The 12,576-nt window shown below is 63.7% G+C and carries 10 protein-coding genes; 9 read left to right on the forward strand and 1 reads right to left on the reverse strand.

All coding sequences use genetic code 11. The features are described 5' to 3' along the window. Positions 1 to 32 precede the first annotated feature (32 nt). From CSV86_RS20775 to CSV86_RS20810, 8 genes are all read left to right on the forward strand, one after another. Positions 33 to 1,208 carry an efflux RND transporter periplasmic adaptor subunit gene (locus tag CSV86_RS20775; protein ID WP_009404406.1) on the forward strand — a complete coding sequence of 392 codons (1,176 nt, stop codon included), beginning with the start codon at positions 33 to 35 and terminating at the stop codon, positions 1,206 to 1,208. Continuing rightward, positions 1,205 to 4,321 (forward strand): multidrug efflux RND transporter permease subunit, encoded by a 3,117-nt coding sequence (locus CSV86_RS20780; RefSeq protein WP_009404407.1) that lies wholly within the window; start codon positions 1,205 to 1,207, stop codon positions 4,319 to 4,321. Before CSV86_RS20775 ends, CSV86_RS20780 begins: the two co-directional genes overlap by 4 nt. A gap of 138 nt (positions 4,322 to 4,459) precedes the next feature. Then, entirely contained in the window at positions 4,460 to 5,134 is a 675-nt protein-coding gene (locus CSV86_RS20785; protein WP_009404408.1) for a heavy metal response regulator transcription factor, read from the forward strand. Further along, positions 5,109 to 6,491 (forward strand): heavy metal sensor histidine kinase, encoded by a 1,383-nt coding sequence (locus tag CSV86_RS20790; protein WP_009404409.1) that lies wholly within the window; start codon positions 5,109 to 5,111, stop codon positions 6,489 to 6,491. Before CSV86_RS20785 ends, CSV86_RS20790 begins: the two co-directional genes overlap by 26 nt. Before the next feature lie 238 nt (positions 6,492 to 6,729). After that, entirely contained in the window at positions 6,730 to 6,954 is a 225-nt protein-coding gene (locus CSV86_RS20795) for a hypothetical protein (RefSeq protein WP_009404410.1), read from the forward strand. A gap of 254 nt (positions 6,955 to 7,208) precedes the next feature. Beyond that, on the forward strand, positions 7,209 to 8,495 hold the full coding sequence (locus tag CSV86_RS20800) for an OprD family porin (RefSeq protein WP_051032727.1): 1,287 nt from the start codon (positions 7,209 to 7,211) through the stop codon (positions 8,493 to 8,495). A gap of 242 nt (positions 8,496 to 8,737) precedes the next feature. Then, positions 8,738 to 9,688: an IS110 family transposase gene (locus CSV86_RS20805; RefSeq protein ID WP_009404413.1), complete on the forward strand. Its 951-nt coding sequence runs from the start codon at positions 8,738 to 8,740 to the stop codon at positions 9,686 to 9,688. A gap of 484 nt (positions 9,689 to 10,172) precedes the next feature. Then, positions 10,173 to 11,597, forward strand: a complete 1,425-nt coding sequence (locus tag CSV86_RS20810) for a sensor domain-containing diguanylate cyclase (protein ID WP_311985859.1) — start codon at positions 10,173 to 10,175, stop codon at positions 11,595 to 11,597. 73 nt (positions 11,598 to 11,670) lie between these two features. Here CSV86_RS20810 and CSV86_RS20815 read toward each other — a convergent pair whose 3' ends face one another. Continuing rightward, the gene (locus CSV86_RS20815) at positions 11,671 to 12,141 is read right to left on the reverse strand and encodes a ferritin-like domain-containing protein (protein ID WP_009404417.1); all 471 of its coding nucleotides are present in this window, start codon (positions 12,139 to 12,141) and stop codon (positions 11,671 to 11,673) included. A gap of 210 nt (positions 12,142 to 12,351) precedes the next feature. On the opposite strand from CSV86_RS20815, the gene CSV86_RS20820 reads away from it, so the two are divergent. Further along, positions 12,352 to 12,576, forward strand: a complete 225-nt coding sequence (locus tag CSV86_RS20820) for a DUF3820 family protein (RefSeq protein ID WP_009404419.1) — start codon at positions 12,352 to 12,354, stop codon at positions 12,574 to 12,576.

A 12,576-nucleotide genomic window follows, 5' to 3' on the forward strand; every position in this document is an offset into this window, starting at 1 on the left:
TTACTCTTCACTCCTGTCGGCGCCTTTGACGCATGCGAATCTCCAGCCCTCGAACGCTGCTTGTCCTCCTGGCCATCGTCCTTCTGGCCGGCGCCGCATGGTTCGTCAACAAGCGCCCGCAGGCCGCACGCCCCACGGCCTCCAGCGCCATCCCGGTCAGCGTGATCGCCGTGCAGCGCGAGGATGTCCCGCGTTTGCTCAGCGCCATCGGCACCGTGCAATCGCTGCACAGCGTGGTGATCCGCCCCCAGGTGGAGGGCGTGCTGACGCGGATCGCAGTGCAGGAAGGCCAGGAAGTGCACAAGGGCGACCTGCTGGCGACCCTCGATGACCGCGCCATCCGCGCCAGCCTAGACCAAGCCCGCGCCCAGCTTGGCCAGAGCCAGGCGCAGCTGCAGGTGGCGCAGACCGACCTGAAGCGTTATCGCCTGCTCAGCGAAGACAACGGCATCTCGCGCCAGACCCTCGACCAGCAGCAAGCGCTGGTCAACCAGCTCCAGGCCACGCTGCTCGGCAACCAGGCGAATATCGCCGCGGCCGAGGTGCAACTGTCCTATACCCGGATCCTGTCGCCGGTCAGCGGACGGGTCGGCATCCGCAACGTCGATGAAGGCAACCTGGTGCGCAGCACCGACACCCAGGGCCTGTTCAGCGTGACCCGCCTCGACCCGATCAACGTGGAGTTCTCCGTCCCGCAGAGCTGGCTGCCGACCCTGCAACAGCTCACCGCCAGCCGCGAGGCCGCACCGATCAAGGCCTATCTGGAAGGCGACGGCGACACCGGCGGGCAACTGCTCGGCGAAGGCCGCCTGAGCCTGATCGACAACCAGATCGCCGCCGGCACCGGCACCTTGCGCGCCAAGGCCACCTTCGCTAACCCCGATGCACGCCTGTGGCCCGGCCAACTGGTGACCCTGCGGGTGCAGACCGGCATCGAGCGCGATGCCCTGGTGGTCCCGCCGGGTGTGGTGCGCCAGGGCGTGGACAAGCATTTCGTCTACCGCATCGCCGGGGACAAGGCCGAGGCGGTACCGGTCAAGGTGACCTACCAGGACAGCAAGCTCAGCGTCATCACCGGCGTCGAGGCCAATGACCGCCTGGTCGCCGACGGCCAGTCGCGGCTCAAGCCCGGCGCCACCGTGGAAATCCTCGAGGCCAGGCCGGCCAGCGAGGATGTCGCCCGTAGCGAAGCGAGCGTACAACCATGAACGCGGCCCTGCCCGGCGGTCGCGGCGGTATCTTCGCCTGGTGCATCGAGCGTCCGGTCGCCACCCTGCTGCTGACCTTCGCCCTGGTCCTGCTCGGGGCCATCGCCTTTCCGCGCCTGCCGGTGGCGCCACTGCCGGAGGCCGACTTTCCGACCATCCAGGTCACCGCCAACCTGCCCGGGGCCAGCCCGGAAACCATGGCCTCGTCGGTCGCCACGCCGCTGGAGGTGCAGTTCAGCGCCATCCCCGGCATGACCCAGATGACCTCCAGCAGCGCCCTGGGCTCCACCAGCCTGATCCTGCAATTCACCCTCGACAAGAACATCGACACCGCCGCCCAGGAAGTCCAGGCGGCGATCAACACCGCCACCGCGCGCCTGCCCCAGGACATGCCGAGCCCGCCGACGTGGCGCAAGGTCAACCCGGCCGACAGCCCGGTGCTGATCCTCACGGTCAGTTCCGAGCACATGCCGGCCAACGAACTCAGCGATTACGCCGAAACCCTCCTGGCCCGGCAATTGAGCCAGATCGACGGGGTCGGCCTGGTCAACATCACCGGCCAGCAACGCCCGGCGATCCGCGTCCAGGCCCAGCCGGACAGGCTCGCCGCCCTCGGCCTGACCCTGGCCGACCTGCGCCTGGCCATCCAGCAGACCAGCCTCAACCTGGCCAAGGGCGCACTCTATGGCGAAAGCAGCGTGTCCACCCTGGCGACCAACGACCAGCTGTTCCACCCCGAGCAATACGCGCAACTGATCGTCTCCTACCGCAACGGCGCGCCGGTCCAGCTCAAGGATGTGGCCAAGGTCATCAGCGGTGCGGAGAACGCCTACGTCAAGGCCTGGTCCGGCGCTCAGCAGGGCCTGAACCTGGTGATCTTCCGCCAGCCCGGGGCGAACATTGTCGATACCGTGGACCGGGTCAACGACGCGCTGCCGCGCCTGGAAGAGATGCTCCCGGCCACGGTCAACGTCTCGGTGCTGCAGGACCGCACCCAGACCATCCGCGCCTCGCTGCACGAGGTGGAACTGACCCTGGCCATCGCCGTGCTGCTGGTGATCGCGGTGATGGCGCTGTTCCTGCGGCAGTGGTCGGCGACCCTGATCGTCTCGGCGGTGCTCGGGGTCTCGCTGGTCGCCAGCTTTGCCTTCATGTACGTGATGGGCTTCAGCCTGAACAACCTGACCCTGGTGGCGATCGTCATCGCCGTGGGCTTCGTGGTGGACGACGCGATCGTCGTGGTGGAGAACATCCACCGCCATCTGGAAGCGGGTGACAGCCGTCGCGAGGCGGCGATGAAGGGCGCGCGGGAGATCGGTTTCACCGTGGTGTCGATCAGTTTTTCCCTGGTGGCGGCCTTCATTCCCCTGCTGTTCATGGGCGGGGTGGTCGGCCGGCTGTTCAAGGAATTCGCCCTGACCGCCACCTCGACCATCCTGATCTCGGTGCTGGTGTCCCTGACCCTGGCGCCGACCCTGTGTGCCCTGTTCATGAATGCCCCGGGCCACGACAAGGAGAAGAAGCCAGGCTTCGGCGAGCGTCTGGTCGCCGCCTATGAACGCCTGCTGGACAAGGCCCTGGCCCATCAACGCCTGATGCTCGGCGTGTTCTTCCTCAGCACCGCGCTGGCGGTGGTGGGCTATGTGCTGATTCCCAAGGGTTTCTTCCCGGTGCAGGACACCGGTTTCGTGCTCGGCACCAGCGAGGCGGCAGCGGACGTTTCCTACCCGGACATGATCGCCAAGCACCAGGCCCTGGCCGAGATCATTGGCGCCGACCCGGCGGTACGCGCCTTCTCCCACTCGGTGGGCGTCACCGGCAGCAACCAGACCATCGCCAACGGACGTTTCTGGATTTCCCTCAAGGACCGCGGCGAGCGCGACGTGTCCGCCAGCGAGTTCATCGACCGCCTGCGGCCGAAGCTGGCGAAGGTCCCCGGCGTGGTCCTCTACCTGCGCGCCGGCCAGGACATCAACCTGAGTTCCGGCCCCAGCCGCAGCCAGTACCAGTACGTGCTCAAGAGCAACGACGGCCCGGCCCTTAACCTGTGGACCGAACGCCTGACCGAACGGCTGAAGGCCAACCCGGCGTTCCGCGACCTGTCCAACGACCTGCAACTGGGCGCCAGCGTCACCCGCATCGAGATCGACCGCAAGGCCGCCGCGCGCTTCGGCCTGACCACCGCGGATGTCGACCAGGCCCTCTACGACGCCTTCGGCCAGCGGCAGATCAGCGAATTCCAGACCGAGACCAACCAGTACAAGGTCATCCTCGAACTGGATGCCCGCCAGCGCGGCCGCGCGGAAAGCCTGAATTACTTCTACCTGCGATCGCCGCTGAGCGGTGAAATGGTCCCGCTGGCGGCGCTGGCGAACGTCCAGGCGCCGAGCACCGGCCCGCTATCGATCGCCCACGACGGCCTGTTCCCGGCGGCCAACCTGTCGTTTAACCTGGCGCCCGGCGTCGCGCTTGGCGATGCCGTGAGCATCCTCGAACGGACCCAGCGCGAACTGGGCATGCCGGCCTCGATCAGCGGCACCTTCCAGGGCGCGGCCCAGGCCTTCCAGAGTTCGCTGTCGAGCCAGCCATGGCTGATCCTCGCCGCGCTGGTGGCGGTGTACATCATCCTTGGGGTGCTCTACGAGAGCTTCGTCCACCCGCTGACCATCATCTCCACCCTGCCGCCGGCCGGCCTCGGCGCCCTGGCGCTGCTCTGGCTGTGGGGGCAAGACTTCACCATCATGGGCCTGATCGGCGTGGTGCTGTTGATCGGCATCGTCAAGAAGAACGGCATCCTGCTGATCGACTTCGCCCTGGACGCCCAGCGCAACCAAGGCATGAGCGCCGAGGAAGCCATCCACAAGGCCTGCCTGACGCGCTTCCGGCCGATCATCATGACCACCCTCGCCGCCCTGCTCGGCGCCGTGCCGCTGATGCTCGGTGCCGGGGCCGGCGCCGAACTGCGCCAGCCGCTGGGGATTGCCGTGGTCGGCGGGCTGCTGGTCAGCCAGGCCCTGACGCTGTTCACCACGCCGGTCATATACTTGGCCCTCGAGCGCCTGTTCCACCGCCGCCCTGTTGAAGACCTCGCAAGCGCAACACAATCAGGGTAGGAGCTGGCTTGCCTGCGAAGGACCGCGCAGCGGTCCCCAAACTCGAGCTGGATGGTCTGGGAGCGCTATGCGCTCCTTCGCAGGCAAGCCAGCTCCTACACAAGCAGTGCCGATCCACCCCGTTCTACAGGACCCACCATGCGCGTGCTGATTATCGAAGACGAAGAAAAAACCGCCGACTACCTGCACCGCGGACTCACCGAGCAGGGCTTCACCGTGGACCTGGCGCGGGACGGTATCGAGGGCCTGCACCTTGCGCTGGAAGGCGATTACTCGGTGATCGTCCTCGACGTGATGCTCCCGGGCCTGGACGGTTACGGCGTGCTCCGTGCACTGCGCGCGCGCAAGCAGACCCCGGTGATCATGCTCACCGCCCGCGAGCGGGTCGAAGACCGTATCCATGGTCTGCGCGAAGGCGCCGATGATTATCTGGGCAAGCCGTTTTCGTTCCTCGAGCTGGTCGCCCGCCTGCAAGCCCTGACCCGACGCAGTGGCGGCCATGAACCGGTGCAGATCCAGGTCGCCGACCTCTGGGTCGACCTGATCAGCCGCAAGGCCAGCCGCGCCGGGCAACGCCTGGACCTGACCGCCAAGGAATTCTCCCTGCTCAGTGTCCTGGCCCGGCGCCAAGGCGAGATCCTGTCGAAAACGGCGATCGCCGAGCTGGTCTGGGACATCAATTTCGACAGCGACGCCAATGTCGTCGAAGTGGCGATCAAGCGCCTGCGGGCCAAGCTCGACGGGCCCTTCGAAAGCAAATTGCTGCACACCATCCGGGGAATGGGCTATGTCCTGGAAAACCGTGCGGGCTAACTCCCTGGCGCTGCGCCTCAGCGCCCTGTTCACCGGGGTTGCGGCGCTGGTGTTCGTGCTGATCGGCTGGGCGTTGTACAAGCAGGTGGACCGCAGCCTCGACCTGCTGCCCTCGGCCGAGCTGGAGGCGCGCTACAGCGTGCTGGAATCCTCGCTGATGCGCTTCGGCAACCAGGAACACTGGGGCAAGGTCACCCGCAAGCTCGACCTGCTAAGCGAGGAAGACCGGCGCATCCGCTTCTGGGTGGTGAGCAGCGACAGCCGCTACGAATATGGCCAGCCGGACGCGGTGATCCGGCATATCGCCGAGGGCCGACCGGGGATGCGCGACGTCTACCTGGCCGACAGTCCGTACCCGTTCAAGATCATGCTCAGCGAACTGCCGGCACTGGAGCAGCGCCCGCCGCTGCGCTTCCTCATCGGTATCGACACCGACACCTTCTGGAATACCCAGCGCACCCTGCTGATCGCCCTGGTCAGCCTGGCCGTGGTCGGTGTGCTGCTGGCCTCGGCGCTGGGCTACTGGGTAGCGCGAATAGGCTTGCGGCCACTGCGCCAGCTTTCCGACGAAGCCCAGCAACTGGCACCGCCGCGGCTTAGCGGGAGGTTGCGGGTCTCGGCGCTGCCGCCTGAGCTGGAGCAATTCGCCCAGGCCTTCAACGCCGCGCTGGAGCGGGTCGACCAGGCCTACTCGCGGCTGGAGGCCTTCAACGCCGATGTCGCCCATGAACTGCGTTCACCGCTGACCAACCTGATCGGCCAGACCCAGGTCGCCCTCACCCGCGGGCGCAGCGCCGAACATTACTTCGAAGTGCTGCAATCGAACCTCGAGGAGCTGGAGCGGCTACGCAGCATCATCAACGACATGCTCTTCCTCGCCAGCGCCGACCAGGGCAGCAAGGCCACGGCGCTGATCAGCACCTCGCTGGCCGAGGAAGTGGCGACCACCCTCGACTACCTGGACTTCATCCTCGAAGACGCCCAGGTGCGCGTCGAAGTGACCGGGGACGCCCAGGTGCGGATCGAAAAGGCCCATCTGCGCCGGGCGCTGATCAACCTGATCAACAACGCGGTGCAGCACACCGGGGCGCAGCAGGTGATCCACGTGAGCATCGACAGCAGCGAGGGGCAGGTGTGCATTGCCGTGAGCAATCCGGGGCCGGCGATCGGCGACGAGCACCTGGCGCGCCTGTTCGAGCGCTTCTACCGGGTGGATGCGGCGCGCAGCAACATCGGCGGCGGCAACCACGGGCTGGGGCTGGCGATCGTCAAGGCGATCGCGGTGATGCATGGCGGCAGCGTGTTCGTGCGCAGCCAGGATGGCGCCAACACCTTCGGCATTCTCCTGCCCGCTTGAGGGCCCTATCGCTGGCAAGCCAGCTCCCACAGGTATCGTGTGCACCGCTGGACCTGTGGGAGCTGGCTTGCCAGCGATGAGGCCCTCACTGACACCAAAGCCCTCTAATCCGCCCCTCTCGACTGACTATTACTTAAACAGCAACAGTCCATCTCCAAAACCCGTCTTTTTCGTTCGTTTGCTAACGATTATTTTGAGCACACCAAACAGATACTTGCTCTGCAAGAAGGTTGTTCAAATGTCCAACAGCATGGGTATTGCCAGCGTTTTTGTCCTGTCCTCGGTCCTGCTTTCGCCGCTGGCGATGGCTGAAGAATCCCAGGCCTTCGTGGCCCAGACTGCGCGCCATCAAGCGGCCATGGAGCAGTCTCGCGAGGCCTTCGCCAAGCAACGCCAGGACGCTCCGAAAGATTCGGAACAGACCGTTTCCAAGGCCAGCCTGAATGACGCCAGCGACAGCTGATCGCCAGCAACGCCCTCTCGTTTTTCCCTCGACGTTCGCGCGGGTGACTTTTGTCCTGCTGCGTCTGTCTTTGAAAGCCGCTGCCCGTCAGCGGCTTTTTTTTGCCTGGTGAAAAGTACCGGAACACAGCACGCCCCCGCACAAGAACAACACCCTCTCCAGAATAAAAACTGCCGCAAAACCACCTCAAGGAGTTCATCAAGGTGATCAAGACCCCAGGTTTGACCCCATTTTTTCTTGCACTGGCTGCAACTATGCCGCTGCAGGCCCAGGCCGAGGAAGAAAAGCCCGAAGGCTTCGTCGAAGGCGCCAGCCTCGATGTGCTGGCACGCAACTTCTATGTAAACCGCAACCAGTTGCTGCCCGGCGTGCGCGATAACCGTGAATGGGGCCAGGGCTTCATCGGCAGGTTCGAATCCGGCTTCACCCAGGGCAGTGTCGGCTTCGGCCTCGACGCCTATGCCATGCTCGGCCTGAAACTGGATGGCGGTGGCGGCACCGCCGGCTCCAGCATCCTGCCGATCAACAGCCCGGGCAAGGAAGGGTATGACTACGGCAAGGCCCCGGACGACTTCTCCAGCGCCGGCGCCTCGATCAAGGTGCGCGCCTTCGACACCGTGCTGCGCGCCGGTGACCTGTTCCTGAGCAACCCGGTGATCGCCGGCGGCGAAAGCCGCATGCTGCCGCAGACTTTCCGCGGATTCAGCCTGACCAACAACAGCATCGATAACCTGATGCTCGAAGCCGGCCAGGCCAGCTTCACCAAGCCGTACAACCAGAGTGGCCACCGCCGCATCGATACCTTCTACGGCAGCCTCGCCGACGACCGCGACAGCCGTCACCTGAACTGGGCCGGCGCCGCCTGGACGCCGCTCGAAGGCTTGAGCAGCAACCTGTACGCCTCCGAGCTGAAGGACATCTGGAACCAGTACTACTTCGACCTCGACTACACCTGGCAGCTCGACGACCTGGTCAGCCTCAACCCGGGCCTGCACTACTACCACACCCAGGACACCGGCGACGCCCTGCTCGGCCATATCGACAACAACACCTACAGCCTGCACTTCACGGTGACTGTCGGCTACCACGCGATCACTGCGGTGTACCAGCGGGTCAATGGCAACACGCCGTTCGACTACATCAACCAGGGCGACAGCGTGTTCCTCGACAACTCGCAGATCTACTCGGACTTCAACGGGCCCAACGAGCGCTCCTGGAAATTGAAGTACGACTACGACTTCGCCGGGGTGGGCGTGCCGGGGCTGACCACATCGGTCTCGTATTCGAAGGGTGAGCTGGACCTGACCAAGGTCGACCCGGCGGGTACCGGGTATGGCCATTGGTACAGTGAAGACGGCAAGAATGCCCGGCATTGGGAACGCGACCTGGACCTGGCCTACACCGTCCAGGAAAGCACGCTCAAGGACCTGACCCTGCGCCTGCGCTGGGCCGCGCACCGGGGCAGCCAGGGGTATTCGGCAGTGGATAACGATGTCGATGAATACCGGGTGATCGTCGAGTATCCGGTGAACATCTTCTGATTCATGGCCTCATCGCTGGCAAGCCAGCTTGTGTCTTCAAGGGCTCTTAAACTGAGAAGGGTGAGAGCAGTGGATGGCAGACTGAAAGCCAGCGGTGCTTTAAGCACGAGTGGGAGCCTAGTCGCCATCCACCTCTCACTCTGACCCGAAGCCCGAACAGTTGGATGAGCCGCAAAACTCGAAATCACAAGCTAGGGATAGGTCAGAGTGCTCTCACTCCTTGAGTGTAAGAGGGCTTGGCGATGATTTCCTACTACGTTGGTCTTGATGTTTCGAAAGCGACTGTGGATGTGGGGTTTCTTCCTGCGACTTTCCCGCAGTTTAAGATCAGTAACGACCCTGATGGCTTCGCCCAGTTGATCGCATGCCTGGACGAACTTGAGGTCGAGCGGGTCCTGCTTGAGGCCACCGGCGGTTATGAAAGGGCCTTGTTCAAAACCTTGCAATTAAGGGGATTGAACGTAATTCGCGTTAATCCCAAGCGTGCTCGCGATTACATGAGATCCATGGGCACGTATGCCAAGACCGACAGGATCGACGCTCAGAAGCTGGCGAAGTTTGCTCGAGATATCGAGGACTTGCCGCCGGTTGAACCTAATCAGGCTCGGGATGAGCTGGGGGAGTTGATCAAGCTGCGAGGCAACCTGGTCAAGGATCGAGACAGCAACAAGCGCAGGATGCAGCAGACGACTTACCGCAAAGCCATATCCGACTACGCCAATCACATCACTTACCTGAACAAGAAGATCAAGGCCTTGGAAGCGTCGATTGAGAAGGCCTCGAACGCGCTGGATCAGGAGAAGGCCAGTCGGCTGAGATCGGTGAAAGGGATTGGAGCCATTACGTGCGGCACGCTCATGGCATCGCTACCTGAGCTTGGGCGCGTGACAGGGCGCAAGATCGCGGCTCTGGCAGGATTGGCACCGTACAACAATGACAGCGGCAAGAAGAGCGGCCCCAGGTCGATTGAGGGCGGGCGCCATGCAGTGCGCTGCGCGCTCTACATGTCGACCTGGTCGGTGGTTCGACACGACCCGGAAGTCAAAGCCGAATATGAGGCTCTGCGAGCACGAGGCAAGCTTGCCAAAGTCGCTGTGGTGGCATGTATGCGCAAGCTCTTGGTACGTCTTAACGCAATGCTGCGAGATGGCTCGAAGTGGAAAGAACCGAGGTCTCAGGTACCCGCAACCTGATAGCGCACGAGGGCTGATTTACTGAAAAGCGGGCTTCGCCAGCGACACCGCTACGCGGTATCGCTGGCGAAGCCATGCCTGACGGGATCGTTTTAAAAAAAATCCTCACAGACAGTTGCTCCCACAGGGTCCGTGTGGGAGCTGGCTTGTCGGACCGCCGAACCGCAGCGATGAGGCCATCAGCCCCGACACATGACCAACAGCCATACATCAGCCCCCACCACTAAATTCTTGTCCTACAATCCCCGCCCCACCTAGAATACCCGCCGCCGCACAGGCCCTTCGTGCGGTAAACCATGGAATTCCTTTACCCGAACCGTCCCCCGGAACAGTCCAGCCTGTCGCCGGCGCACGGCGTTATCCGTTTCCGGCGCCATCGACGCCCAGGCAACCTCGCGACCATGAACGCGCACATCCCGCCCCGCGCTCCGGCCTGTACCGGAAGCACCCGGAGCTGCTCCTGAACCTGGGCAGTTGCCTTGCCGTGGGAGCGATCATTGCCATCGTCACCTTCCTGTTGATGCGCGAGCGGGCCAGCGTGGAACAGGGCGCCATCCGCTCGGCCGGCAATATCGTCAAGCTGATCGAGACCGACATCGTCCGCAATGTCGAGCTGTACGACCTGTCGCTGCAAAGCCTGATCTGGGCAGTGCAGCATCCAGAGCTGCTGGGCATCCCGGCGCCCATGCGCCAGCAGGTGCTGTTCAACCAGGCCTTCGGCAGCACGGTACGCGGCGATATCCTCTGGCTGGACCAGGACGGCAAGGTGGTCGCCGATTCGGCCAGCACCACCCCGCGCACCGCCAGCTTCGCCGAAAACCCGATCTTCCAGGAACACCGGCGCAATCCCGATACTGGCCTGGTCATCAGCCCGCCCTTCAAGGCGCGATACGGCGATCCGCACTGGCTCGTCAGCTTCAGCCGGCGCATCGACGGCGCCGATGGCAAATTTGCCGGCGTGGCCATCGGTGCGATGCGGCTCTCGCACTTCAATGACATGTTCAAGCGGCTCGATGTCGGTCACGACAGCTCCATCAACCTGATGAACGTCGAGGGCCGGTTGCTGGCTCGTAACGCCACGGAGCCAAGCGTGCAGCGCAACGAGCAGATCGGTGACAGCTTCGCCAGCCGGCCCAATTTCCGCCGCCTGCTGGCCGAGGGCAACGGCAGTTTCACCGCGTCCTCGGCAGATGACGGCCAGTTGCGCCTGTATACCTTCGCCCGCGTCCAGGGGCTGCCGCTGGTGCTGGTGGTGACCCAGTCGGTAAGCGAGGTCTATGGCGCGTGGAAACGCACCGCGATCCTGGTCAGTACAGCGACGGCGGTGTTGTGCATCGGCATCCTGTGGCTGAGCCAGATGCTCGGTCGCGAGCTGAAACGCCGCCGCAGCGCCGAGCGCAGCCTGGAGGAACTGGCGGCCACCGACAGCCTCACCGGCCTGGCCAACCGCCGCCAGCTGGACCAGACACTGCGCCGGGAATGGGCCAGGGCACAGCGGACCCAGCGCCCTGTCGCGGTGCTGATGATTGATGTGGATCACTTCCGCGGCTTCAACCAACGGCATGGACATCACGGGGGCGACGAGGCGTTGCGGCGGGTAGCCGGGGCCATCGCTGCCAGCCTGCTGCGCCCGACCGATCTGGCGGCGCGCTATGGCGGCGAGGAATTCGTGGCCGTGCTGCCGGACACCGTTCTGGTAGGCGCACTGATCCTGGCCGAACGGATCCGCCTGAACGTGCGGGCACTGCCGCCCTACGGCGCGGATGAACGTTCGGTAACCGTGAGTATCGGAATCGGGGTATACGAGCCGGGATGTGCGATGGGCCTGGCGGAACTGATGGCCAAGGCGGACGAGGCGCTGTACCGGGCCAAGAGCAATGGCCGCGACCGTGTGGAAGCCCCCGCATGAAGGTGGCCTGCGCATAGGCCAGCTTCATGCAGAAAAAAGCCCCGCCGAAGCGGGGCTTTTTTAACGACCAGGATCAGGACTGGGCGCGAGCGCTGTTGCGCAGCACCTTGACCTGGTCGTGGTTGCGCTGCACACCGTGGTACTGACGCTCTACAAGACTGTAGGCGTTCGATTGCGGGGCGATCCTGCTCAACTTTTCCAACGCTTCCTTGTAAGCCTTCAGCGCGTGGTCTTCACCGCGCTCGGCCTCGTTCAGTACCGCTTCGTCGTCCTTGCCAGTCACCATGGCCTTCAGGTCGACCCAGCGACGGTGCAGGTCACCGGTCAGGCTGGTGGAAGTTTCCGGGTCACCCCCCAGGCTACGCACCTCTTGCTGCAGCTCGCTGGCCGCAGTTGCGCAGTCGCGTGAACGCTGCTGGAAGTAACCTTTCAGGTCAGCGCGCTTGATGTCCTCGGCGCAGGTGGCGAAGCCTTTCTCGCCGTCCTTGCTGAATTCGATCAGGTCGTTCAGGACAGAAATGACTTCTTTGTTGGTATCGGTCATGACACAGCTCCTTTTGCATGAGGAAAGATGCAAGGGATATCGCAGGCTTCGTGCCAGCTTCGCCTATTTAATAAAGATCAATGATTTCAATGAGTTAGAAAAAAATCCCGAATCTGTATGCTCGCTTTCTGCATGAACTGTCCTTTGGCCTTCGTGCAGATTGCCTGTATCGTCCCGCCAGTCGTCAGCCTTTTCCTGCATGTCTTTCTTATGAATCCCGAAGCCCTCGTCCTGCTGGTTACCCGTGAAATGCCCTACGGCAAATACCAGGGCAGATTGATCGCCGACCTGCCCGGCCATTACCTCAACTGGTTCGCTCGCCAAGGCTTTCCCAAGGGCGAGCTGGGCAGCCTGCTGGCGCTGATGCACGAGGTTGACCACAACGGCCTGTCCGACCTGCTCGAACCCCTGCGCAAGAAATACCCACGTCCCTGA

The organism is Pseudomonas bharatica CSV86 (genome assembly GCF_000319305.2).
GTDB classification, from domain to species: Bacteria; Pseudomonadota; Gammaproteobacteria; order Pseudomonadales; family Pseudomonadaceae; genus Aquipseudomonas; species Aquipseudomonas bharatica.